Origin of the sequence: Shinella sp. NM-101 (genome assembly GCF_021401195.1) — a bacterium.
In the GTDB taxonomy this organism is placed as follows: domain Bacteria; phylum Pseudomonadota; class Alphaproteobacteria; order Rhizobiales; family Rhizobiaceae; genus Shinella.
This window is the reverse complement of the sequence record NZ_JACBFT010000003.1, coordinates 333,294-355,485: the sequence shown is the minus strand read 5'-3', so window position 1 is coordinate 355,485 and position 22,192 is coordinate 333,294. Positions and strand designations below refer to the sequence as shown.

General features: G+C 66.2%; 24 protein-coding genes. 9 read left to right on the top strand and 15 right to left on the bottom strand.

The features are described 5' to 3' along the window. Positions 1–508: 508 nt before the first annotated feature. Together L0976_RS08770 and L0976_RS08765 are read left to right on the top strand one after the other, a co-directional pair. Complete coding sequence (locus L0976_RS08770; RefSeq protein ID WP_234186959.1) at positions 509–970, top strand: carboxymuconolactone decarboxylase family protein; 462 nt, start codon at positions 509–511, stop codon at positions 968–970. Next, positions 960–1,823 carry a sigma-70 family RNA polymerase sigma factor gene (locus tag L0976_RS08765; protein WP_234186958.1) on the top strand — a complete coding sequence of 288 codons (864 nt, stop codon included), beginning with the start codon at positions 960–962 and terminating at the stop codon, positions 1,821–1,823. Before L0976_RS08770 ends, L0976_RS08765 begins: the two co-directional genes overlap by 11 nt. Here L0976_RS08765 and L0976_RS08760 read toward each other — a convergent pair. Continuing rightward, positions 1,820–2,389, bottom strand: a complete 570-nt coding sequence (locus tag L0976_RS08760; protein WP_234186957.1) for a methylated-DNA--[protein]-cysteine S-methyltransferase — start codon at positions 2,387–2,389, stop codon at positions 1,820–1,822. The two genes, L0976_RS08765 and L0976_RS08760, sit on opposite strands and share 4 nt — an antisense overlap. Before the next feature lie 130 nt (positions 2,390–2,519). Here L0976_RS08760 and L0976_RS08755 point away from each other — a divergent pair, with 130 nt between their 5' ends. Both L0976_RS08755 and L0976_RS08750 read left to right on the top strand, forming a co-directional pair. Beyond that, on the top strand, positions 2,520–3,578 hold the full coding sequence (locus tag L0976_RS08755; protein WP_234186956.1) for a succinylglutamate desuccinylase/aspartoacylase family protein: 1,059 nt from the start codon (positions 2,520–2,522) through the stop codon (positions 3,576–3,578). A 114-nt stretch (positions 3,579–3,692) separates the two neighbouring features. After that, on the top strand, positions 3,693–5,153 hold the full coding sequence (locus L0976_RS08750) for a phosphatidylserine/phosphatidylglycerophosphate/cardiolipin synthase family protein (protein WP_234186955.1): 1,461 nt from the start codon (positions 3,693–3,695) through the stop codon (positions 5,151–5,153). Here the strand turns inward: L0976_RS08750 and L0976_RS08745 are convergent. Both L0976_RS08745 and L0976_RS08740 read right to left on the bottom strand, forming a co-directional pair. Beyond that, positions 5,125–5,958: an endonuclease/exonuclease/phosphatase family protein gene (locus L0976_RS08745; protein ID WP_234186954.1), complete on the bottom strand. Its 834-nt coding sequence runs from the start codon at positions 5,956–5,958 to the stop codon at positions 5,125–5,127. The genes L0976_RS08750 and L0976_RS08745 overlap by 29 nt on opposite strands. 85 nt (positions 5,959–6,043) lie before the next feature. Next, positions 6,044–6,523 carry an Lrp/AsnC family transcriptional regulator gene (locus L0976_RS08740; protein ID WP_203317246.1) on the bottom strand — a complete coding sequence of 160 codons (480 nt, stop codon included), beginning with the start codon at positions 6,521–6,523 and terminating at the stop codon, positions 6,044–6,046. 150 nt (positions 6,524–6,673) lie between these two features. On the opposite strand from L0976_RS08740, the gene L0976_RS08735 reads away from it, so the two are divergent. The 3 genes from L0976_RS08735 to L0976_RS08725 are packed head-to-tail and all read left to right on the top strand — an operon-like array spanning position 6,674 to position 8,863. Then, a complete protein-coding gene (locus tag L0976_RS08735; protein WP_234186953.1) occupies positions 6,674–7,843 on the top strand; it encodes an amino acid aminotransferase in 1,170 nt (389 codons plus the stop codon). 7 nt (positions 7,844–7,850) lie between these two features. Continuing rightward, complete coding sequence (locus L0976_RS08730) at positions 7,851–8,471, top strand: YitT family protein (RefSeq protein WP_234186952.1); 621 nt, start codon at positions 7,851–7,853, stop codon at positions 8,469–8,471. Between the two features lie 47 nt (positions 8,472–8,518). Further along, positions 8,519–8,863 carry an ArsC family reductase gene (locus L0976_RS08725; protein ID WP_234186951.1) on the top strand — a complete coding sequence of 115 codons (345 nt, stop codon included), beginning with the start codon at positions 8,519–8,521 and terminating at the stop codon, positions 8,861–8,863. Here the strand turns inward: L0976_RS08725 and L0976_RS08720 are convergent. The 3 genes from L0976_RS08720 to L0976_RS08710 all read right to left on the bottom strand — a co-directional run bounded on the left by L0976_RS08720 (position 8,860) and on the right by L0976_RS08710 (position 11,535). Then, entirely contained in the window at positions 8,860–9,717 is an 858-nt protein-coding gene (locus L0976_RS08720) for an NlpC/P60 family protein (protein ID WP_234186950.1), read from the bottom strand. The two genes, L0976_RS08725 and L0976_RS08720, sit on opposite strands and share 4 nt — an antisense overlap. Before the next feature lie 7 nt (positions 9,718–9,724). Further along, positions 9,725–10,075, bottom strand: a complete 351-nt coding sequence (locus tag L0976_RS08715) for a MarR family transcriptional regulator (protein ID WP_203317241.1) — start codon at positions 10,073–10,075, stop codon at positions 9,725–9,727. A gap of 68 nt (positions 10,076–10,143) precedes the next feature. Then, the gene (locus L0976_RS08710) at positions 10,144–11,535 is read right to left on the bottom strand and encodes a M17 family metallopeptidase (protein WP_234186949.1); all 1,392 of its coding nucleotides are present in this window, start codon (positions 11,533–11,535) and stop codon (positions 10,144–10,146) included. A 136-nt stretch (positions 11,536–11,671) separates the two neighbouring features. Between L0976_RS08710 and L0976_RS08705 the strand changes: the two genes are divergently transcribed. Then, the gene (locus L0976_RS08705; protein ID WP_234186948.1) at positions 11,672–12,481 is read left to right on the top strand and encodes a lipopolysaccharide assembly protein LapB; all 810 of its coding nucleotides are present in this window, start codon (positions 11,672–11,674) and stop codon (positions 12,479–12,481) included. A 77-nt stretch (positions 12,482–12,558) separates the two neighbouring features. Here the strand turns inward: L0976_RS08705 and L0976_RS08700 are convergent, their stop codons facing one another. The 9 genes from L0976_RS08700 to L0976_RS08660 all read right to left on the bottom strand — a co-directional run bounded on the left by L0976_RS08700 (position 12,559) and on the right by L0976_RS08660 (position 21,346). Next, complete coding sequence (locus tag L0976_RS08700) at positions 12,559–13,533, bottom strand: type II secretion system F family protein (protein WP_203317238.1); 975 nt, start codon at positions 13,531–13,533, stop codon at positions 12,559–12,561. Between the two features lie 10 nt (positions 13,534–13,543). Then, complete coding sequence (locus tag L0976_RS08695) at positions 13,544–14,554, bottom strand: type II secretion system F family protein (RefSeq protein WP_203317237.1); 1,011 nt, start codon at positions 14,552–14,554, stop codon at positions 13,544–13,546. A gap of 19 nt (positions 14,555–14,573) precedes the next feature. Next, on the bottom strand, positions 14,574–16,043 hold the full coding sequence (locus L0976_RS08690; protein WP_203317236.1) for a CpaF family protein: 1,470 nt from the start codon (positions 16,041–16,043) through the stop codon (positions 14,574–14,576). A gap of 37 nt (positions 16,044–16,080) precedes the next feature. Beyond that, positions 16,081–17,367, bottom strand: a complete 1,287-nt coding sequence (locus L0976_RS08685) for a CpaE family protein (RefSeq protein WP_203317235.1) — start codon at positions 17,365–17,367, stop codon at positions 16,081–16,083. A gap of 40 nt (positions 17,368–17,407) precedes the next feature. After that, complete coding sequence (locus L0976_RS08680; protein ID WP_234186947.1) at positions 17,408–18,094, bottom strand: CpaD family pilus assembly protein; 687 nt, start codon at positions 18,092–18,094, stop codon at positions 17,408–17,410. 35 nt (positions 18,095–18,129) lie between these two features. Then, a complete protein-coding gene (locus L0976_RS08675; RefSeq protein WP_203317233.1) occupies positions 18,130–19,593 on the bottom strand; it encodes a type II and III secretion system protein family protein in 1,464 nt (487 codons plus the stop codon). 13 nt (positions 19,594–19,606) lie between these two features. Then, positions 19,607–20,416 carry a Flp pilus assembly protein CpaB gene (gene cpaB, locus L0976_RS08670; RefSeq protein WP_203317232.1) on the bottom strand — a complete coding sequence of 270 codons (810 nt, stop codon included), beginning with the start codon at positions 20,414–20,416 and terminating at the stop codon, positions 19,607–19,609. 111 nt (positions 20,417–20,527) lie between these two features. Next, positions 20,528–21,034, bottom strand: coding sequence for a prepilin peptidase (locus L0976_RS08665; protein ID WP_234186946.1), 507 nt, complete (start codon positions 21,032–21,034; stop codon positions 20,528–20,530). A 120-nt stretch (positions 21,035–21,154) separates the two neighbouring features. Beyond that, the gene (locus L0976_RS08660) at positions 21,155–21,346 is read right to left on the bottom strand and encodes a Flp family type IVb pilin (protein WP_234186945.1); all 192 of its coding nucleotides are present in this window, start codon (positions 21,344–21,346) and stop codon (positions 21,155–21,157) included. A 322-nt stretch (positions 21,347–21,668) separates the two neighbouring features. On the opposite strand from L0976_RS08660, the gene L0976_RS08655 reads away from it, so the two are divergent. After that, the gene (locus L0976_RS08655; RefSeq protein ID WP_203317229.1) at positions 21,669–22,079 is read left to right on the top strand and encodes a pilus assembly protein N-terminal domain-containing protein; all 411 of its coding nucleotides are present in this window, start codon (positions 21,669–21,671) and stop codon (positions 22,077–22,079) included. Positions 22,080–22,192: the final 113 nt, after the last annotated feature.

Sequence of the window (22,192 nt, the reverse complement as noted above, 5' to 3'; positions counted from 1 at the left end):
AGACATGGATAACATCGCCATTTGGCATGTATGGTTAGATAACCGTAGTGACGTATGATCGGTGGCCGTGGTGAACTCTTCACCCCGGCGATCTAGGATCGAGCCCGTGTATTGATTTCGCTGATTCTGGCGGTACTTTATCGGAGGCGAAAGATTCGAGGTTTGAGGTCTATCCAACCGTGAAACAGTCGATAGATGCCGATAGTCCACAAAAAAATTTATGGGCTGAATCAGCAAAAAATCAAACAAAATCAAAATGATAGATTTTTGACGGCCCGCGTAACGGCTCTGTGTGCTGCAATTAATATTTTATACAATAAAACCAATAACTTATTATGCAAAAAATGTTCGAGTGGGAGTGAGGGCGCGTCCCTCTCCATGACGGAAATCCCAAAAGCCCCGGTGTTCGCGCCGGGGCTTTTGCTTTCCGGTAAAAAATTCGAAGTTCCATGTCACATTCCGTCTTACTGCCTCGTCATGACAGTACTGGATTGAAAAGGAGACTGGAATGTCTGCTCGCATGACCGATTATCTCACACGCGCCGAGCCCGCCTTCAAGGCGATGCTGGCCTTCGAAGCCGCCGTCAAGGCAGGCCCGCTGGACGGGATGCTTCTTCACCTCATCAAGGTGCGCGCCTCGCAGATCAACGGCTGCGCCTATTGCATCCACATGCATGTCGGCGAGGCGCTCAAGGACGGCGAGGATCCCATGCGTCTCCACCTTCTCGCCGGCTGGCGCGATTCCCCGCTCTATAGCGAACGGGAACGGGCCGCACTTGCCTGGACGGAGGCGCTGACGCTGGTGGCGGAAACGGGCGCGCCCGATGCGGACTGGGAGGCCGTCAAGGCCGTCTTCACGCCGGACGAGCAGGCATGGCTGCCGTTTGCGATCGGCGCGATCAATGTCTGGAACCGCGTGCAGGTCGGCTTCCGCGCCGAGCACCCGGTCGACCGGCGCCATGCGGCGTGATCCCGCCACTGATGTCTTCGAGGCGCAGCGGCCCCGGCTGCTGCGCCTTGCCTACCGCATGCTCGGCTCGCATGCGGAGGCGGAGGATATCGTGCAGGATGCCTGGCTGCGCTGGCACCGCAGCGACCGCGCGGCGGTGGCCGAGCCCGCCGCCTGGCTCACGCGCATCGTCTCGCGCCTCTGCCTCGACGCGATGAAATCCGCCCGCGCGCGGCGCGAGACCTATCCCGGCATGTGGCTGCCCGAGCCGCTGATCGAGCCGGCGGACGAGGAGATGCGCGCCGACAACATCACCCTCACGCTCATGGTGGCGCTGGAAAGGCTTTCACCGCTGGAGCGCGCGGCCTTCCTGCTGCACGACGTCTTCGACCAGCCGCTCGACCACGTGGCGGCGACGCTGAAGCGCAGCCCGGCGGCCACCCGGCAACTCGCGGCACGGGCGCGCGCGCGCGTGCGGATGGACCAGCCGCGTTACGAAATCCCCCGCGAGGATGGCGAGGCGCTGACGCGCGCCTTCTTCGAGGCCTGCCGCGCCGGCGATGCGGCGGCGCTCGGCTCCATGCTGGCGGCGGACGTGACGCTGCGCTCGGACGGCGGCGGCAAGGTGCTCGCCTTCCCCAACGCTATCCATGGCGTCGACCGGCTGATCCGGCTCTATCTCGGCCTCTCGCGCAAGCTGGGTCCGCAGATGGAATTCCTCGGCCATGAGATGATCGACGGCCTGCCCGGCTTCCTTAGCCGCGTCGACGGTCACCTGCAGACCACGGCGGTGGAAATCGTCGACGGCCGCATCGCCGCCATCTATATCACCCGCAACCCGGACAAGCTGACGAGCCTCGCGCTGCCGAACTAAAACCCGAACGTCTGCTGCGCCGGTTCCGGCGGGGCGAAGGAAATGCCCTCCAGCGCCAGCATCTTCACCTTGGAGGATGCGCCGCCGGGGGCCGAGAAGCCGCCGACCTTGCCGCCGGCGGCCAGCACCCGGTGGCAGGGAATGATGAGGGCGACGGGGTTCTTCGCCATGGCCTGGCCGACCTCGCGCGCGCCTTCGGGGCCTGCGCCGAGATCGCGGGCGATCGTGCCGTAGGTCGTCGTCTCGCCCCAGTGCACGCGCCGCGCCGCATCATAGATCGCCCGGAAGTAATCGCTCTGGCCGGCAAGGTCGAGCGGCACGTCGGTGAAATCGGCCTCCTCGCCGGCGAAATAGCGCTGCGCGGCTTCGATGGCCCGGGCGACGGCCGGCGGCGGCTCGGCAGGCTCGGCGGCCTCAGCATTTTCGAGACGGCGCAGCAGCAGGCGGCGCGTCGTTGCGGCATCCTCGCCGGGCAGCTGGAAGCGCACGACGCCCGCCGCCGTCCAGGCGATGCCGCAGGGGCCGCCCGCCGTTTCGAAGATCCGATACTGGGTCTTGCCGGTCATTTTCGGCTCCCGTTCCCGTTTTGTCACAAGATCGGGCTTTGCCCGGCCGGTTTCAACCCGTTTCTTGCCGGGGCTTGCGCCATCCGCAGCCAATTCGCATAACGCGGCAAACGATTTGAGGAGAAACGGCGTGGAGCGTTCCGAGATCATCATTAGCGGGGATACGGCAGGCATCGAATGGCGCGTGCCGGTCTTCCGCTTCAAGGGCAGCGAGGCGGCGGCGCCGTCCATCTATATCCAGGCAGCACTGCATGCCAACGAGCTGCCCGGCACGGCGCTCCTCCATTTCCTGCTGGAACGCCTGAGGACGGCGGAAGCGGAAGGCGCGATCCGCGGCGACATCACCGTCGTGCCGCAGGCCAACCCGATCGGCCTTGCGCAGTACCATTTCGGCGAGATGGAGGGCCGCTTCGATCTCGGCTCGCGCACCAATTTCAACCGCGACTTTCCGCTGGTGGCGCTCGCCGGGCGGGACACGCTGCTCGAAACGTTCGAAAGCCGCAGCGCCGCCGACCGGCTGAAGCGGACGCTGCTGCACACGGCGCTCGGCGCCGACTTCGTCCTCGACCTCCACTGCGACGACGAATCCCTGCAATATGCCTATATCGACGAGGCCTTCTGGCCGGAGGCGGCGGACCTGGCATCGGCGCTCGACATGGAGGCGGTGTTCCTCTCGGACGGCGAAAGCACCGCCTTCGAGGAGGCCGTCGGCCATGCCTTCAAGCACCAGGGCGGCGGCAAACTCAAGAGCGTGCCGGGCAGGCTTGCCGTCACCGTGGAGCTGCGCGGCCGGCGTGACGTCTATCCCGACATGGCCAAGCGCGATGCGGGCGGCCTCTGGGCCTTCCTCGCCGGGCGCGGCATCGTCGCCGACCCGGCGCACAAGGCGAAGCCCTATGCGGGACCTGCCGTACCGCTCGACAATATCGAGATGGTGAAGGCGCCTGAGCCCGGCACCGTGCTCTTCCACCGCGACATCGGCGACACCGTGAAGGCCGGCGACCTGCTCGCGACCCTCATCACCCGGCCGGGCGAGACGGACGGCACGATCGTGGTCAGGGCCGGCCATGACGGGCTGATCGCCACCCGCGCGTCCGCCCGCTATGCGCGACGCGGCGAGGATCTGATGAAACTTGCCTGCCATGAGGCGACGCGCAGGGATCGCAAGCCCGGCACGCTGGAAGACTGAGGCGAGAAAATCTTTCGCGAAGAGGGACTATCATCCCTCTCGCATTCGTATCATCCAGAGCAATATATAGAAGCAGCAAAAGAGCTTGCCGCCTTGGGATGATCCGCACGCATCATGTTTGAGACGCTCTCCGCCTACTGGCCGCATATCTTCGTCGCCCTGTCGATCGCCCTCGGCGTGCCGGCCGCCATCCATGCGACCATGACGAAGGAAGAGGTGCGCGCGGCGATCGGCTGGGTCGGCGTCATCGTGCTGTCGCCGGTCGTCGGCGCGCTCATCTATGCCGTGGGGGGCGTGAACCGCATCCGCCGCAAGACGCTGAACCTCAGCCGCGAGGGGCTGCTCGCCGCCGGCTGGCACCACATGGCGGAATACGACGTCTCGAACGAGCACATGAAGGTGGCCTATGGCGGGGCGCTCGCCGCCATGCAGCGCGTCGGCGATGCCGTCGCCCGCTGCAGGCTCACCTCCGGCAACCGCATCGAGTTGCTTTCGACCGGCGACGAGGCCTATGCGGCCATGCTGGCCGCCATTAACGGCGCCGAACGCTCCATCCTGCTGGAGACCTATATCTTCGACCGCGACAGGGCGGGAAAGCGCTTCGTCGCGGCGCTTTCGGCCGCCGTCGCGCGGGGCGTCGAGGTGCGGGTGCTGATCGACGCGGTGGGGGCGCGCTATTCCATTCCCTCGATCGTCTCGGAGCTGCGGCGGGCCAGCGTGCCGACGGACGTGTTCAACGGCAACATCGTCATGGGGCTGCGCCTGCCCTATGCGAACCTGCGTACCCACCGCAAGATCGTCATCGTCGACGGAACGGTCGCCTTCACCGGCGGGCTCAACATCCGTGCCGGCTTCTGCGCCGAGTTCTCCGGCGAGGCGGCGTCGCTGGACACCCATTTCCGCCTTACAGGTCCCGTCGTCAGCGACCTCTTCCGCATCGCCTATGAAGACTGGCGCTTTTCCGGCGGCGACGATCTTGCCGGCGAGGCCTGGCAGATCACCGCGCCTGCGGACGCGCCCGGCAGCGGCATGCTGGCGCGCGTCGTGCCCTCGGGACCGGACAAGAGCCTGGAGTCCAACCAGCGCATGCTGATGGGCGCCCTTTCCATCGCCAGGAAGCATATCCGCATCATGTCGCCCTATTTCCTGCCGGACCGCGAGCTGATCAGCGCGATCGTCACGGCGGCGCGGCGCGGGGTGGAGATCGACATCGTCGTGCCCTCGGCCAACAACCTCAAGCTGGTCGACCTCGCCATGACCGCGCAGTTCGACCAGCTTCTCAAATACGGCTGCCGCATCTGGCGCGCATCGGGCGCCTTCAACCATTCCAAGCTGACGGTCATCGACGGGGTCTGGTGCTATATCGGCTCCTCGAACATGGATCCGCGCTCGCTGCGGCTGAACTTCGAGGTGGATATCGAGGTGGTGGATGCCCACTTCGCCGACCTCATCGAGAACCGCATCGCGACCGCGCTGTCGGAGGCGGAGCAGGTCAACCTCGCGGCGCTCCAGGCGCGGCCCTTCGTCCAGCGCCTCGTCGAGCGCGTCACATGGCTCGGCTCACCCTATCTGTAGACCGCTCCCAGACGACCTTGAGGTCGATATGCGCCTTGATCGGCAGGTGATCGGACGCGAGGCGCGCAAGCGGCGAATCATGCACCTCCACCGAGGTGACGAGATCGTGCGGATGGCCGAGCGCCCGGTCGAGCGCCAGCATCGGAAAGCGCGACGGGAAGCTCGGCACGGCGCCGGAGGCGGGATCGAATGTCGGCTGGAGACGGGCAAGCGATGACCGCCGGCCGACGCGCCATTCGTTGAGGTCGCCGACGAGAAGGGTCGGCATTTCCTCCTCCTCGGCGACGGAGGCGAGGATCGCCATCGCCTGCTGCTCGCGCGAGCGCTTCAGCAGGCCGAAATGGGCGGCGACGAGCCGCAGCTTGCCCAAAGGCAGATCGAGCGTCACGACCAGGGCGCCGCGCGGCTCGACGCCGGGCAGCTTCAGCTGCCGCACGCCGCCGACCGCGCCCTTGCGCATCATGATCATGTTGCCGTGCCAGCCGTGGCCGGTGGAGGACAGCGCGGTGATCGGCACGGGCACGAGGCCGCAGTCGCGCTCCAGCATGCCGAGATCGAGCAGCCCCGAGCGTTCGCCGAAGCGCTTGTCCGCTTCCTGGATGGCGATGATGTCGGCATCGATCTCGGCGATGACGCTTGCCGTGCGCTCCGGGTCGAAGCGACGGTCGACGCCCACGCATTTATGCACGTTGTACGACGCGATGACGGTGTCGCCCGGGCGATTGTTTTCCGGCGGCCTGTGGCCGCGGCGATTGCGAATGGCCGAAAGCAGCGCGGCCGACGTGATCTTGCCTTTCCTCTCCAACGGACCTTCCTCGTGGCATTCCCCCATCATATGGGGGCGGGCTTCCTTCCCGCAACCGTTCCGCGACGGGAAGGTTCCGGAAAAATCAGGGCAGAGCGCTCACCTGCATCTTCGGGCTGTCGAGAAGGATGGTCGAGCGCAGCGCCTTGATCTCGCCGATGCGCTCGAACTCGCTCCACAGGAGCCGCCGGTAGTCGGCGACGTCCTTGACCGCGATCTTCAGGAGGAAATCGAAATCGCCCGCGACGGTGTGGCACTCCACGACCTCCGGCATGCGCCGCACGAGGTCGATGAAACGCTCGCCGACTCGGGGCGCCGTGCGCTCCAGCGTCACCTCCAGGAAAGCCTGGAAGCCGATGCCCGCCGCGCGCGGATCGACGATCACCGTATGGCGGATGACGCCGCTCGATTCCAGCCGCGCCAGCCGGCGCGAGAGCGGGGCGGGCGAGAGGCCGACCTTTTCGGCGAGCTGGTTGTTGGAAAGGCCGGCGTCCTCGACGAGCAGGCGGATGATGCGCCGGTCGGTCTGGTCCAGCACGATGTCGTCGCCGGCTTTCTTCTCCATCTCCGCCCCTCGCGCAAAAACCTGCATTAATCTAGCGGGTACCGGCAAGAATGCAAAAGCTTCTTGCGCTTGCCCCGCAATATCATGGTCGATTTTGCGGGCGCTTTGGCCTAAATCCGTTCCACGCTCCACCCATACAGGAACCCGGCCATGTTCGATGCCCTCACCCGCCAGCCCGACGATCCGTTGCTTGCCCTCATCGGCCTTTTCCGGGCGGACGAACGCGCCGGCAAGGTGGACCTCGGCGTCGGCGTCTACCGCGACGAGACCGGCGTGACGCGCGTCTTCCGCGCGGTCAAGGAGGCCGAGCGCCGCCTGGTCGAGACCCAGCAGACCAAGGCCTATGTCGGGCCGGAGGGTGATCCCGTCTTCCTCGAACGCCTGTGGGCGCTGACGACGGGCGAGGCCGGCCGCGGCCGCGCCACCGCCGCGCTGCAGACGCCGGGCGGCTCCGGCGCGCTCCGCCTTGCCGCCGACCTGATGGCGCGCATGGGCACCAAGGGCGTCTGGCTCGGCCTGCCGACCTGGCCGAACCACGCCAGCATCTTCAAGGCCGCTGGCCTGGAGGTGATCACCTATCCCTTCTTCGACGTCCCCGCGCAGGCCGTTCTCTTCGACCGGATGATGGAGGCCCTTTCGGGCGCCGCGCCGGGCGATGCCGTGCTGCTCCATGCGAGCTGCCATAACCCGACCGGAGCCAATCTCAACGCCGAACAGTGGCGCGCCGTCTCCGCCCTCGTCGCCGAGCGCGGCCTGCTGCCGGTCGTCGACATCGCCTACCAGGGCTACGGCCGCGGCCTCGACGAGGACGCGGCGGGCCTGCGCACGCTGCTTGCCGCCGTGCCGGAAGCGCTCATCGCCGTCTCCTGCTCGAAGTCCTTCGGCCTCTACCGCGAGCGCACCGGCGCGATCTACGCCGCCTGCGGCAGCGCCGACACGGCGCTTTCGGTGCGCACCAACCTCGCCGCGCTCGCCCGCACCAGCTACTCGATGCCGCCGGACCACGGCGCTGCCGTCGTCGGCATGATCCTCGGCGACGAGGCGCTGACGGCGGACTGGAAGGCCGAGCTCGAATCCATGCGGCTGCGCATCGCCTCGATCCGCGAACGGCTCGCCGCCGGCCTTTCGAAGCGCTGGCAGGTGCTGACCGCCATCCGCGACCAGGAGGGCATGTTCTCGCTGCTGCCGCTGGACGAGGCGGACGTGCTGAAGCTGCGCGCCGAGCATGCCATCTACATGCCGACCTCCGGCCGCATCAACATTGCCGGCCTCAAGACGGCTGAAGTCGATGCCGTGATCGAGAAATTCCTGAGCCTGTGAGGACGCCATGCCGGCCGGCACCGCAGCGCAACCCGCGCGCCATTCCGCCTACGAGGACCTGATCGCCATCGTCGTCGGCACGATGTTCGTGGCGCTTGGCGTGGCGATCTACACCAAGGCCGTGCTGCTCACCGGCAGCACGGCGGGCCTTGCGCTGCTCCTGCAATATGCGAGCGGCATCGGCTTCTGGTGGCTGTTCTTCGTCATCAACCTGCCGTTCTACGTGCTCGCCGTGAAAAAGCTCGGCTGGGCCTTCACGCTGCGCACCTTCGCCGCCGTGACGCTCGTCTCGGTCCTTACCCGGCTCACGTCCGGGCTCGTATCCTTCTCCCATCTCGATCCGCTTTACGCGGCCGTGATGGGCGGGGCGCTCTCCGGCACGGGCCTGCTCATCCTCTTCCGCCACCGCACGGGGCTCGGCGGCATCAATGTGCTGGCGATCTACCTGCAGGACCGCTTCGGCCTGCGCGCCGGCTATTTCCAGCTCGCGGTCGACCTTGCCATCCTCTCGGCCGCCTTTTTCGTCATTCCGCTCGACCGTCTCGCCCTCTCCGTGCTCGGCGCCGTCGTCGTCAACATGACGCTCGCCATCAATCACCGCCCCGGACGCTATCTCGGGGTGACGTGACGGGCACGGCGCTTTATGAAAGCCGGAAACGGCATGAGGAGGAAGACGTGACCGTCACGATCTACGGCATCAAGACCTGCGACACGATGAAGAAGGCGCGGAACTGGCTCGATGCCCGCGGCATCGCCTACCGCTTCCACGACTACAAGGCCGAAGGCATCGACGCGGCGAGCCTGAAGCGCTGGGTCGACGCCCTCGGCTGGGAAACCGTGCTCAACCGCGCCGGCACCACCTTCCGCGCCCTGCCCGACAGCGACAAGCAGGATCTCGATGCCGAAAAGGCGATCGCGCTGATGCTCGCGCAGCCCTCGATGATCAAGCGCCCCCTCCTCGACCGCGACGGGCAATTTACCGCCGGCTTCAAGCCGGACGTCTACGAGACGCTGTTTTAAACCGGCCGGCGATAGCCCGTCGGCTGCTGGTAGAGATAGCCGGTGCGCTCGATGGCGGCGGCGAGCGGCTCGCGGGCGACGCTCATCGTGTGGCCGTTGGCGTGGATGATGGTCGCCTCGTCCTCCATGATCGCCACATGCCCCTTCCAGAAGACGAGATCGCCGCGCCGCAACGCGCCGTGTTCGATGGGCGTGCCGAGGCCGGCGGCCTGCATGTCGGAATCGCGCGGCACGCTGCGGCCGGCCATCATCATCGAAAGCTGCACGAGCGCCGAGCAATCGAGGCCGAAGCCCGAGCGGCCGCCCCACAGATAGGGCGTTTCGAGGAAGCGGCCGGCAATGGCCACGTAATCGTCACCGGCCGTCTCGCCGGCCGGCAGGCAATGGCCGGCGACGACCGACTGCCCGCCTTCCAGAGTGAAATAGCGCGTCCCGCGCGTCTCACTCTCGCCTACGACCGTCAGCCGGCTTCCGATGGAAAGGGCGAAGGCGGCGGGGGTTCTGAGATCCGCCCCGCAATAGGCGAAGGTGCGGGGCACGGCGACGACATGGGTGGCTGGCGTGACGGCCATGTCCAGCGCCGTCCCAGGCAGGTAGCCGACATAAGAGTCGAAATCCGACTTCACCCAGGCCCAGCCGTCCGCGCGGTCGAGCACGCGCACGCGCTCGCCGAACAGCACCTGCGTGTCGATGCCCGCGGCCTCGTCCGGCCGCGGCCGGAGCGCGGCGACGGGCGCGGCCACGCGCGCGGGCGTGCCGGTGACGTAGCGTTCCGCCGTGACGGCGCCTTCGAGGGTCGCTTCGGCAAGGTCGGGGCGGTAGGCGTTGAGGCGGCGGTCCGGCAGGGCGTTCATCGGCTTCTCATGAAGTTTGGGCGCGTCCCCGGGCGATTATAAGGTCGCCGAGGCGTTCGAGATAGAGGGCGCCGTCCACGGTGCGCTTGATGACGACGTTGCGGCGGTCGCGTTCGTCGCGCATGCGGGTGACGAGGCCCTGCTCGCCCATCGTGTCGAGCGCGCGGGTGATCACCGGCTTGGTGACGCCGAGCTTGGCCGCGAGCCCCCGCACGGTATGCGGCGGCGGCACGAGGTAGATTTCGAGCAGGATGGCGAGCTGGCGGAGCGTCAGGTCCCGCCCGTCCTGGTGCACCTGCTGCAAGGTCACCTCGTGCCAGAGGCTGAGCGCCTGCGATGGGGTCAGATCTACCGGCACGGCCGCCTCCGGGTGTTCCCTTGCATTTCGTTACGCTACCGTATCGTTCATGCGAAGGAAAGCGCCCCTCAGGCCGCCACGCCGCGCAGGTGATGGTAGAGCGCGCGGATCGCCTGCGCCTCGCCGCCGACCGGCGAATGCGGCCGCTCGGCCTGCGCCCAGGCATAGATGTCGAAATGCGCCCAATGCCGGTTGCGCGTGACGAAGCGCTTGAGGAAAAGCGCCGCGGTGATCGAGCCGGCCATGCCGCCGGAGGGCGCATTGGTGAGGTCGGCGATGCGGGCGGAGACATCCTTGTCGTAGCCCATGTAGAGCGGCATGCGCCACATCGGGTCATCGACCGCAAGGCTCGCCTCGGTGAGGTGGTGGGCAAGGTCGTCGTCATCGGTGAAGAAGGGCGGCAGGTCCGGGCCGAGCGCGACGCGGGCGGCGCCCGTCAGCGTCGCCATGTCGATGACGAGGTCGGCGTCCTCCTCGTCCGCATAGGCGAGCGCGTCGGCAAGGATCAGCCGGCCCTCCGCATCCGTATTGTCGATCTGGACCGTCAGGCCCTTGCGGCTCCTGTAGATGTCGCCGGGGCGGAAGGCATTGGCCGAGATCGAGTTCTCGACCACCGGCACGAGCACGCGCAGGTCGACCTTCAGCTTCGCGTCCATGATCATAAGCGCAAGGCCCATGACGTTCGCAGCGCCGCCCATGTCCTTCTTCATCAGGAGCATGGAGGCGGCCGGCTTGATGTCGAGGCCGCCGGTATCGAAGCACACGCCCTTGCCGACGAGCGTCACGCGCGTGTGACCCTTCCTGCCCCAGCGCAGTTCGAGAAGGCGCGGCGCCTGCTGCGAGGCGCGGCCGACCGTGTGGATGAGCGGGAAGTTCTCCTTGAGGAGATCCTCGCCGGCGATGACGGACACCTTCGCCTTGTAGTGCTCGCCGAGCGCGCGGAAGGCGTCCTCCAGCGCGTCCGGGCCCATGTCGTTGGTCGGCGTGTTGATGAGGTCGCGTGCAAGGAAGACGCCGGCGAGCTGGCGCTTGATGTCGGCCGCGTCCGCGTCCGTCGGGATGAGCAGCGTCGGGGCTTCGGAAGCGGAGGCCTTGTAGCGCTCGAAACGGTAGCTGCCGAGGCCGTAGCCGAGCGCGAGGCGGTTGGCCGTCAGCGGCGCGGTCTCGACATGCCAGTCGCCGGCCGGAAGGCTGCGCGCCAGCTTGCCCGTCAGGAAGGGCGCGTCGGACGGGTTCCTGCCGAGGCCGAACAGCGCGCCGCCGAGATGGCCGTCCGCCGTCGGCACGAGGAGGAGCGCGCCGGACTCGGCCTTGAAGCCGGCCTTCCTCGCCCAGTCGAGCGCGATCGGGTCGATCGTCCCGGTCTCGATATGGGCCGGCGTGATCGCGAAGATCGGCAGCGTCCTGCCGCCTTTCGTGCTGAAGGGAGAGGGCCGGTCGATGAACTGGAAGGGGGCCATGGCGGAACCTTTGAAGCGAGTCTCGGAATCAGACGAATTAACACTCTGTTAGGGTTAACAGATTATTGCTGGAGTGGAGATTGCGGCGTGATTCTTGACCGCCGCGGGGATGCGGAAATCGCTTCGGGGACTGATCATGGCCGCTTGCGTTACGTCACTTCGCCCGGCGCTCCTGAGGGGTGCCGCACTGGTTGTCATCGCCCTTGCGATGGCGGGCTGCGCCGCTAAGAGCAACCTCACCACCGGCTCCATCGCCAGGACGTCGAAGCCGGTCGGCGAGATGAACGCGACGGAACTGCGCAACGCCGCCGACAACATCGGCAAGGCCTATGAGAAGAACCCGCGGGACCCGCAGACCGGCATGAACTATGCCAGCGTGCTGCGCATGAACGGGCGCAACGACCAGGCGCTCGCCGTCATGCAGCAGGTCGCCATCGGCAATCCGAACAACCGCGAGGTGCTCGCCGCCTACGGCAAGGCGCAGGCCGCCGCCGGCCAGCTCCAGCAGGCGCTCGACACGATCCTGCGCGCCCAGACGCCGGACCGGCCGGACTGGAGGCTGAAATCGGCCGAAGGCGCCATCCTCGACCAGCTCGGCCGCTCGGGAGAGGCGCGCCAGCGCTACCGCGAGGCGCTGGACATCCAGCCGAACGAGCCCTCCGTGCTTTCCAATCTCGGCATGTCCTATGTGCTGGCCCGCGACCTGAAGACAGCCGAGACCTATCTGCGCTCGGCCGCTTCCCAGCCCGGCGCCGACAGCAGCGTGCGGCAGAACCTCGCCCTTGCCGTCGGCCTGCAGGGCCGCTTCCAGGAGGCGGAGACCATCGCGCGGCAGGAACTGACCGCCGCGCAGGCAGAGGCCAACGTCACATATCTGCGCGCCATGCTGACCCAGCAGAACGCCTGGAAGAAGCTCGCGGCCAACGACAGCGGCAATACCAACTGAACCCAGCGTCCTCCCAAGACGCCAACGCCCCGGTAGGTTATCCCGGCCGGGGCGTTTCCTTGTTCGTCTTGCCGCAATCAGAACGTATCGGCGACCTGGATGCCGGCCGGACCGAGAATGACGGCGACCAGCACCGGCAGGAAGAACAGGATCATCGGCACCGTCAGCTTGGGCGGCAGCGCGGCGGCCTTCTTCTCGGCCTCGTTCATGCGCTGGTCGCGGCATTCCTGCGCCAGCACGCGCAGCGCCTGGGCGAGCGGCGTGCCGTAGCGCTCGGCCTGGATCAGCGCCTGCGTCACCGACTTGACCGTATCGAGGCCGATGCGGATGCCGAGGTTCTCGTAGGCGACGCGCCGTTCCTGCAGGAAGGAGAGCTCGGCCGTGGTGAGCACCAGTTCCTCGGCCAGTTCCGGCGAGGACATGGCGATCTCGTCCGCCACGCGCTTGAACGCGACCTCGATGGAGATGCCCGATTCCACGCAGATCAGCATGAGGTCGAGGGCATCCGGCCAGGCCCGGCGGATCGATTTCTGGCGCTTGCCCACCTTGTTGGAGACGAAGATGTTGGGCGCGTAGAAGCCGATATAGCCGATGACGACGGTGGCGAGGATGCGGATCGGCAGCGGCTTTTCGCCGAGAAAACCGAGGTAGAAGATGTAGAATGCCGCCAGCGCCAGGAACACGAAGGGCAGGACGAAACGGGCGAAGAGGAAGATGTTGAGCGCGTTCTGCGACCGGTAGCCGGCCTGGCGCAGCCGGTTCATCGTGTTGGCGTCGACCAGCGCCTCGCGCAGGTTCAGCCGCTCGACGACCTGGCGCACGGAGGTGTTGTGCTGGGCGCGCAGCGAAGCCTTGCTCTGCGCGGCTTCCGCGCTGAGGCGCGCGCGCTCGCGCGCCCGCATCTGCTCGCGCTCCAGCGCCACCGCCTTCATGCGCTTGTCGAGATCGCCGCGCTCGAAATAGGGCGCCGCCAGCGTATAGAAGGTGGCCAGCACCGCGATCATCACGAAGGCCGGCAGCAGGATGGCGGGGTCGGTAAGCGTGGCGACCATGGTTCGTGCCCTAGATGTCGAAGTTGATCATGTTGCGCATCATGAGGATGCCGATGGACATCCACACGCCGGAAAGACCGAGGATGAGGTGGCCGCGCGGATCGCGGAACAGGACCATGATGTAGTCCGGCGAGGTCAGGTAGACGAGGAGGGCGACGATGAACGGCAGGGCGCCGATGATGGCGGCCGAGGCCTTGGCCTCCATCGACAGCGCGTTGACCTTGGCGCGCATCTTGCGGCGCTCGCGCAGCACGCGGGAAAGGTTGCCCAGCGCTTCGGAGAGGTTGCCGCCCGCCTGGCTCTGGATGGCGATGACGATCGAGAAGAAATTGACTTCCTGCAACGGGATGCTGGTGAACATGCGCGCGCAGGCATCCGGCACGCTGAGGCCGACCTGCTGGGATTCGACGACCTTACGGAACTCGGTCCTCACCGGCTCCTGGCCTTCGGCCGCGATGAGCCGCAGCGCGTCCGTCAGCGGCAGGCCCGACTTGATGGAGCGCACCATGACGTCGAGCGAGTTGGGGAACTCCTCGAGGAACTTGTTCAGCCGGCGCTTGACGAGGAAGCCGACGAACCAGCGCGGCGCTCCGGCGCCTGCGATGAAGGCGGCGCCGAGTGCGACCAGCGGCCCGGCACCGGAGATAAGCGTGACAACGAAGACGAAGAGGCCGAAGATCGCGCTGAAGACGTAGAACTTCGCCGGGGTGATCGAAAGGCCCGCCTGCACGAGCCTCGCCTTCAGCGTGGTGGCGACGCGCCTGGTCTGCTCCTGCTGCTTCTTCTCAAGGTCCTTGAGGGATTCCTGCACCGACTTGCGGCGCTTGGACAGCTCCTGCATGCGGTCGCGTGCTGCCTTCGCCTTGCCCTGGTCGGTCTCGGCGGCCTGCACGCGGCGGACACGGCTTTCCGCCTTCTTCTGGGTCTCGATGCGCGAAAAGAGCACGCCATAGGCAAGGCCGGCGGTGGAGAGCGCCGCCAGCGCGAAGATCGCCACGATGGTGATATCCATTCCGAACATCCTTGCCCCCGCCCTGCCCTTACGGCTTCTCCATGGCGTCGAGCGTTGCCGCCAGGCGCTGTTCCTCGTTGAAATAGCGGGCGCGATCCCAGAAATGCGGCTTGCCGATGCCCGTGCCCGTGTGCTTGCCGATGATGCGGCCGTTGGCATCCTCGCCCTGGATGTCGAAGCGCATCAGGTCCTGGGTGACGATGACGTCGCCTTCCATGCCGATCACCTCGGTGATGTGGGTGATGCGGCGCGAGCCGTCGCGCAGGCGCGAGGCCTGGATGATGATGTCGACCGAGCCGGCGATGATCTCGCGCACGGTTTTCGCCGGCAGCGTGTAACCGCCCATGGCGATCATCGATTCCATGCGGGAGAGGCACTCGCGCGGCGTGTTGGCGTGGATGGTACCCATCGAGCCGTCATGGCCGGTGTTCATCGCCTGCAGGAGGTCGAAGACCTCCGGTCCGCGCACTTCGCCGACGATGATGCGTTCGGGACGCATGCGCAGGCAGTTCTTGATGAGGTCGCGCATGGTGATCTCGCCCTCGCCCTCGATGTTCGGCGGGCGGGTTTCGAGGCGCACCACATGCGGCTGCTGGAGCTGGAGTTCGGCCGAGTCCTCGCAGGTGATGACCCGCTCGTCCCGGTCGATATAGTTGGTGAGGCAGTTGAGAAGCGTCGTCTTGCCCGAGCCCGTGCCGCCGGAAATGACGAGGTTGCAGCGCACGCGGCCGATGATCTGCAGCAGCGTCGCGCCCTCGGGCGTGATGGAGCCGAACCGGACGAGCTGGTCGAGCGTCAGCTTGTCCTTCTTGAACTTGCGGATGGTCAGCGCGGTGCCGTCGATGGCGAGCGGCGGCGCGATGACGTTGACGCGCGAGCCGTCGGGAAGGCGCGCATCGCAGATCGGGCTCGATTCGTCGACGCGGCGGCCGACCTGGCTGACGATGCGCTGGCAGATCGAGAGAAGCTGGGCATTGTCGCGGAAGCGGATTTCCGATTCCTGCACCTTGCCGCCCACTTCGATATAGGTCTTGCCGGCGCCGTTGACCATGATGTCGGCGATGTCGTCGCGGGCCAGCAGCGGCTCCAGCGGACCGTAGCCGAGGACGTCGTTGCAGATGTCGTCGAGCAGTTCCTCCTGCTCGGAGATCGACATCGCGAAGTTCTTGATCGTGATGATGTCGTTGACGATGTCGCGGATTTCCTCGCGCGCGCTTTCCGTGTCGAGCTTGGCGAGCTGCGACAGGTCGATCGTGTCGATGAGCGCGGAGAAGACCTGGCTTTTCGTGTCGTAGTAGTCCTCGGTACGGGCCACGCGGCGGCGCGCGGCGGGTGCCGGGGCGGCGGCCGGCGGAGGCGCCGGCTCGAAGACGGGCTGCGGCGCAGGCGCGGGCGGGCGCTCGGCGGTCACCGTCGCGGCGGCCGCAGGCACGGCATGGGACGCCTGGCCCGTCGTGCCGCTCTTGCCGAAACCCTCATTGCCACGTTTGCCGAACATGCCACGTCATCCAGTCTGTTGCACCGCCCTTTCGGGCCTACTTGCGTCCGATCAGGCCGAGCATCTTGCCGAGCCCGGCCTTCTTGGGTTTCTTCACCGTCGCGCGGCCCGTCACGAGATGGGCGATCTGCGAGAAGGTCTCCGCGGTCGGCGACTTGCGATCCATCTCGGCGATCATGCGCCCGCTGTTGGCGGCGGTGCCGAAGAGCTGGGCGTCGAAGGGAATGATCGCGGCGGGCTCGATGCCGAGCGGGTCGCAGAAGTCGGCGGGCGCGATTTCCGGCCGCTTCGGCATCCCGACCTGGTTGAGGATCAGGTGCGGCGGCTTGTCGTTGGGCCGCAGCTTCTTCAGCGCGTCGAGCATGTTCTTGGCGTTGCGCAGGTTCGCAAGATCCGGCACGGCGGTGATGATCAGCTCGTCCACCTCGGAAAGCAGCGTGCGCGTCCATTCCGACCAGGCGTGCGGCACGTCGAGGACCGTCACCGGCGCGCTGCGCTGGAGCACTTCGAGGACCGGCTGGAAGGAGCCGCGCTCGAGATCGTAGGCGCGGTCGAGCATGGAGGGTGCCGCGAGCAGCGAAAGGTGCTCGGAGCACTTCGTCAGCAGGCGGTCGAGGAAGACCTCGTCGAGACGCTCCGGCGCGTAGATCGCCTCGGAGATGCCCTGCGGCGGGTCCTGGTCGAAGTCGATATTGGCTGTGCCGTAGGGCAGGTCGAGATCGGCGAGGATTACCTCGGTCTGGAAGAGGTTGGAGATGTCGAAGGCGCAATTGTGCGCGACGGTCGAGGAGCCCGAGCCGCCCTTGGCGCCGATGAACGCAATGGAGCGGCCGAGCGGCTCGGCTTCCGGATCGATGAAGATCGCCGCCATGGCGTTCAGCACCTCGGCCATGCCGACGGGGCCGACCATGTATTCGGAAATGCCGTTGCGGATCAGCTCGCGATAGAGCGAGATGTCGTTGTAGCGTCCGACGACGATGACCTTGGTGGACGGATCGCACACCTCGGCGAGCGGGGCGAGCTCGTCCATGATGGCGCTCGGCTCCGTCGAGGTTTCCAGGATCAGGAGGTTCGGCGTCGGGGCGCTGGCGAACATGTTGGCCGCCGCCGCGACGCTCGCGCTCGAAATGCGCAGGCTCACCTTCGCCATGCGGCGGTCCTGGCCGCACCGCTCCATGGCGTGCACCATTTCCTCGCTCTCGCAGAAGGCGTGCACGGAGATGCGCGGCAGCGGGCGCACGGCCTCGAGGTCCGCCGGCCGGACCGCCTCGTCCGCCGGCCCGCGCGCGGTCTCGTTCGTGAAGGTGTAGTCGACCGTGCTCATGGCTTTACCCGGCTTTGGCTGGAGGAAAGGTGGGGCATCGTCAGATGTTGTCCTTCAGTTCGGTATAGGCGCCGCGATAGCGCTCGAGCGCCTCGCCGCGCTGGGTGGCGTCCGCCGGCGTCATGCGGCGCGGGCCGAGAAGATCGTTCGGATCGGCGATCTGGGCGGCGAGGTTGTTCTGCGTGGCGCAGCCGAAATTGTAGTAGTTCTTGTTCTCGAAGGTGTTGAGCGCGAGATCCTCCGGCCACTGGCCGCAGGCCTGCGTCGAAGCCGTGATGGCGAAGTAGCTGAGGCGGATCGGCGCGGCCTCGGCCGGATCGCCCGCCGAATAATTCTCGATCATCACCTTGCGCGCGGGAATGCCGTGGCGCGCGAGCAGCTTGCGGATCTGCCGGCCGGCGAGCGAGGTCGCCGCGTCGTTGCGCGCGCCGCGCGGCAGGATGATGCGGAACATGCCCGACGATTCGGCCGAGTAGCCGGAGGCGAAACCCGCGATCACCTCGCTCTGGCCGCGCGTCAACTCGCTTGCGCCGGTGGCGACCGGGATGTCGATGGTGCGCTCCTGCTCGCCGACGACGATCGGATGGCGCGTGCGGTAGTCGTCGGGCAGGGAGCCCGTCGCCCTGCGGTCGGCGCAGCCCGCAAGCGCCACGGTCAGCGCCGCCATGGCGGCAAGGGCGAGGATGCGGCCGTTCTTTGCGCGGGTGGTGTGCTTTTCGTTTGCCATTGGCTGGGTCCGTCCCTTCGTCACGTCGCACCCGATCACTTGTAGATGAACCCGACGCTGCCTTCGTAGCGCTGGGCGGGCAGTGCGTTCTTGCTGCCGTAAATCTGGTTGACCTGGCCAAGGAAGACGCTGGCGGCATCGTTGACCGGGTTGAAATTGTCGTCGGGCCGCGCCAGCGCGTTCCGGCTCACCGGCTTGACCAGATAGGGCGTGGCGATGATCACCAGTTCCGTCTCGTTGCGCTTGATGGTCTTCTGGCGGAAGAGTGCGCCGAGGACCGGCACCTTGGAGGCGACCGGCGTGCCGGACATGGTCTGTTCCACGTCGTCGTTGATGAGACCCGCCAGCGCGATCGAGCCGCCCGAGGGAAGTTCGACGACGGTTTCGGCGGCGCGACGGCGATATTCCGTCCCGGTCGTCGATGTCACGGGTTCGGAAACCTTCGTCTGGATGCGCAGGCCGATGCGGCCCGAGGAAAGCACGGTCGGCGTGAAGCCGAGCGAAATGCCGTATTGGTAGGTTTCGATCCGGACACCACCGTTGCCGTCGGGAACGGAATAGAGCCGCTCGCCGCCCGAGTTGAACGTCGCCGACTGGCCGGATACGGCCGTCAGCGTCGGCTCTGCGAGGGTGCGGATCGCCTTTGCCTGTTCGAGCGCGCTCAGCGCAGCCCGGATGCCGAACTTCCCGACATTTCCCGCGACCGTGCCGGACAGACCATCCTCGGCGGCGTTGAAGATCAGGGTGTCGAGGTTCGAGCCTGATTTGTTGACGCGGCTGAACGTGTTGTCGAAGCCGAGCTGCTTGAGAACCTCGCGGCGGATTTCCGCGACGGTCACCTTGAGCGTGACCTGGTCCTCGCCCTCGATCTTCAGCATGTTGACGACCTGGGAGCTCTGGCGCCCTTCGCCGAAGATCGCCGCATCGCCGTTGTTGCCCTGCGACACGACGGTGCGTGTCGTCGCCTCGCCGCCCTTGAGGAATATCTGTGCAAGGTTCACCGCTTGGGTGGCGTCCTGCGGGGTGCGCACCGAGCCGCTGAGCACGATGTTGTCCGAGATGATCTCGACCTGGATGTCGGATTCGGGGATGAAGCGGCGTAGGTTCGCCTCCAGCCCGCTGACGTCGCGTTCGACGTTGAGGTCGATCGAGACGATCTCCTCGCCGTTGGGGCCGAAGACGAAGATGTTGGTCTGGCCGACCTCCTTGCCGAAGAGATAGATCCGGCGCGAGGTGCGGGTGACGGCATCCGCCTTGACGGGATCGGCGACCAGGATATCGTGCGCGTCGGCGGGCAGGTCCACGACGAGCGCCTTGTTGAGGCCGAGCCGCACCGTCTTGCGCGCGCCGGGGCCGCTTTCCTGGATGCGGAGGATCGACGAGGTCGCCGCCTCTGCAGCAGCGCCGGTCACGGCGGCGACGGGCAGGCCGGAAACCGCCAGGCAGAAGCTCAGCCCGCCGGCGACAGAAGCCCGAAAAGTCCTTGCGATTCCAATCACGGTCAGCTCCTGGTCACTGCTTTGCTGCGGCGGCGGTCGTGCCGTTGACGATTGCGCCCGTCTTGATCACCTGCACCTGCGGCCGGCCGTCTCCGCCGCTGAGCAGGTAGTCGGCCGCGCCGGTGTCGGGCTCCTGGGCATCGGCGATGCTGCGCAGCGCCAGCGACAGGCGCTCGGCCATCTGCTGGGCGACGGCGATCACCTTGGTCTGGTCGGGGGTCAGCTCGAGCGTCGCGGTGGTGCCGACGACCGCCTTGGAGCCATCGGGATTTTCCTGGATCTGCTGGTCGATGGCGAGAACGCGGACGTTCGACAGGATCGTCTCGGTGAGGTAGGCGCCCGCATCGCCCTTGCGCACCATGTTGACGTCGACGCGGTCGTTCGGCAGGATGAAGCCGCCGGCGCCGGTCGCGACCGAAATCTCCGTCGCGACGGCGCGTTTGCCCGAAGGCAGCAGCGACGACATGATGCGGTTCGACGAATCGGCGATCTTTTCCTGCCGGATCGGCTCGCCGTTGAAGATGGGCATGCGGGCGATGGCGCCGTTCAGGGTCTCCACCGCGTCCGGCCGGTTCTTGTCGGTGATGAACCCCTCGACGATGGATCCTTCCGGCCAGGCCGCCCAGGCGACCGAGTCGGACGTAAGCCGCGCGCCGACCGGCAGGCTTTCCTTCGCGACGAGCACGTTGGTGGTGGGCTCGCGCTCGACGACGGTCTGGGTCTCGACCACCGAGCCGCCGCGGGCGACCTGCAGGGCAAGGACGCCCGCGACGCCCGCCGAAACGACGGCCACTGCCAGAATGATGATTCGCGCCGGTTTCATGTGGTTTCCCTGAGCTGCGGAGTCTCCTATCAGCCCACATTGACCGGCAATGGTATAATTATGGTTAACAGCCGCCTTACGGGTATGGTTAACGCCCGGTTGACGGCGCCGTCAGCCGCCGAGCGCGGCCAGCATCAGCGGGGAGGACGGGTAGGCCATGAAGGCCGCAACACCGATGGCGATGCCATAGGGCACCTTCTTGGCCATGACGAGGGAGTCCGGCACCGGCAGGCCGCTGGCGAGAATGGTATTGGTGTGCGCCCGCAGCGACAGGATCGCCAAAGTCAGGACGCCGCCTAGGAATGACACGTAGACAAGAAATTCGACTAGCGAGAATGTCAGGCCGAACCACACGGCGCTCGCCGTCAGGAGCTTCGCATCGCCGCCGCCCATGACATTGAAGGCGAAGAGCGCGAAGCACGCGGAGAAGACGATAAGGCCTGCCGCGAGATGCACCGCGATGTCGATGAGTCCGAGGCCGACAAACGGGGCAACGATGAGGAAGGACGCCAGCAGGATTGCTGAGACACGGTTGGGGATCGTCATGGTCAAGAAATCCGAGCAGGCCGCGATGGCCACGCAAAGAGGAAAGACCACGAAAATGACGGCATCTGTCATTGCAAAGACCTCGTTTGGAACGACCCTAGCTGCTGGTACTTAATGAATGGCAAAGTCGAAAACGAAAGCCGCCTCGCTAGCGAGGCGGCTCGTCATATCTAACCGGTCAATTTCAGAGGCTTACGGCGTGATTGTGCCGTCTGCCTTGACTTTCAACTGCTTCGACAGACCCGTGAACTGGTTGTTCAGCGAGCCGCCGAGAGCGGTGGCACCGGTGATGAGGGCGACGGAAATCAGGGCTGCGATCAGGCCGTATTCGATGGCGGTTGCGCCAGACTCGTCCTTCATAAGGCGAGCGAAAATCTTGGTCATGGTATTCTCCTAGCTCCACGATGTTGGTTCAGCACGTCCGCCAACTGTTTCCGTTGTTCGGATGACTGCAACCTACAGGCAGGCCATTTCCATCGGCTTAAGAAGTTAAGTTAACGAAGCCCTAACGGCACACTCCCGGATTTACGGTTACCCGGGCATGAATTTGCCCGTATCGCCGCCTGATCCCGGCCTTTCGCACGCTTTTGCCCTGCACACCCGCAATGAGCGCCAGGGTTGAAATGAGAATGTCCGCGGCCGCCTTAAACCTTCATTCACCATTCGCGGCGATGCTATCGGTACTTTCTTGTCGGGATGACTGTTTATGGGACGCGACCGGACCTTCGCTGCGACGGCAGCAACGCTTGCAACGACCGCCCTCGTCTTGCTGACGGCCACCGCTGCCGTCGCGGAGGAGCAGTTCCTGCGCGTCTATATGGACCATGCCCGCGTGCTGCGGCTCGACCGGCCCGTCAGCAAGGTGATCCTCGGCAATGCCGAAGTCGCCGATGCGACCGTCGCCGACGCACAGACGATCGTCCTGACCGGCCGCAACTTCGGAACGACCAATCTCGTCCTGCTCGATGCCGACGGCAATGCCATCGTCGACGAGCGCATTCTCGTGTCGATCGACGAAGGCAACACGGTGCGCGTCTTCCGCCAGACCGACCGGTCGGTGCTTTCCTGCACGCCGAACTGCGAGCAGCACGCCTCCAAGGCCGGCAACGGCGATTGATGCGGCCTTGCCTCTCTTCCGTCTTGATGCGGGAAACCCTTTAAATCTTCGCGGTCCCGCATACGAAATATAAACGGTCTGTCGCCTAATCTGTCCGTCTCAAGGACTTGGGA

What these genes read in the sequence shown, in the direction of transcription:
- L0976_RS08730 (WP_234186952.1), top strand. Translation starts at nt 7,851, where the DNA reads ATGCCGGCCGGCACCGCAGCGCAACCCGCGCGCCATTCCGCCTACGAG.
- L0976_RS08750 (WP_234186955.1), top strand. Translation starts at nt 3,693, where the DNA reads ATGTTTGAGACGCTCTCCGCCTACTGGCCGCATATCTTCGTCGCCCTG.
- L0976_RS08690 (WP_203317236.1), bottom strand. Translation starts at nt 16,043, where the DNA reads ATGTTCGGCAAACGTGGCAATGAGGGTTTCGGCAAGAGCGGCACGACG.
- L0976_RS08700 (WP_203317238.1), bottom strand. Translation starts at nt 13,533, where the DNA reads ATGGTCGCCACGCTTACCGACCCCGCCATCCTGCTGCCGGCCTTCGTG.
- cpaB (WP_203317232.1), bottom strand. Translation starts at nt 20,416, where the DNA reads ATGAAACCGGCGCGAATCATCATTCTGGCAGTGGCCGTCGTTTCGGCG.
- L0976_RS08760 (WP_234186957.1), bottom strand. Translation starts at nt 2,389, where the DNA reads ATGACCGGCAAGACCCAGTATCGGATCTTCGAAACGGCGGGCGGCCCC.
- L0976_RS08710 (WP_234186949.1), bottom strand. Translation starts at nt 11,535, where the DNA reads ATGGCCCCCTTCCAGTTCATCGACCGGCCCTCTCCCTTCAGCACGAAA.
- L0976_RS08765 (WP_234186958.1), top strand. Translation starts at nt 960, where the DNA reads ATGCGGCGTGATCCCGCCACTGATGTCTTCGAGGCGCAGCGGCCCCGG.
- L0976_RS08655 (WP_203317229.1), top strand. Translation starts at nt 21,669, where the DNA reads ATGGGACGCGACCGGACCTTCGCTGCGACGGCAGCAACGCTTGCAACG.
- L0976_RS08740 (WP_203317246.1), bottom strand. Translation starts at nt 6,523, where the DNA reads ATGGAGAAGAAAGCCGGCGACGACATCGTGCTGGACCAGACCGACCGG.
- L0976_RS08735 (WP_234186953.1), top strand. Translation starts at nt 6,674, where the DNA reads ATGTTCGATGCCCTCACCCGCCAGCCCGACGATCCGTTGCTTGCCCTC.
- L0976_RS08665 (WP_234186946.1), bottom strand. Translation starts at nt 21,034, where the DNA reads ATGACAGATGCCGTCATTTTCGTGGTCTTTCCTCTTTGCGTGGCCATC.
- L0976_RS08770 (WP_234186959.1), top strand. Translation starts at nt 509, where the DNA reads ATGTCTGCTCGCATGACCGATTATCTCACACGCGCCGAGCCCGCCTTC.
- L0976_RS08695 (WP_203317237.1), bottom strand. Translation starts at nt 14,554, where the DNA reads ATGTTCGGAATGGATATCACCATCGTGGCGATCTTCGCGCTGGCGGCG.
- L0976_RS08680 (WP_234186947.1), bottom strand. Translation starts at nt 18,094, where the DNA reads ATGGCAAACGAAAAGCACACCACCCGCGCAAAGAACGGCCGCATCCTC.
- L0976_RS08685 (WP_203317235.1), bottom strand. Translation starts at nt 17,367, where the DNA reads ATGAGCACGGTCGACTACACCTTCACGAACGAGACCGCGCGCGGGCCG.
- L0976_RS08660 (WP_234186945.1), bottom strand. Translation starts at nt 21,346, where the DNA reads ATGACCAAGATTTTCGCTCGCCTTATGAAGGACGAGTCTGGCGCAACC.
- L0976_RS08705 (WP_234186948.1), top strand. Translation starts at nt 11,672, where the DNA reads ATGGCCGCTTGCGTTACGTCACTTCGCCCGGCGCTCCTGAGGGGTGCC.
- L0976_RS08720 (WP_234186950.1), bottom strand. Translation starts at nt 9,717, where the DNA reads ATGAACGCCCTGCCGGACCGCCGCCTCAACGCCTACCGCCCCGACCTT.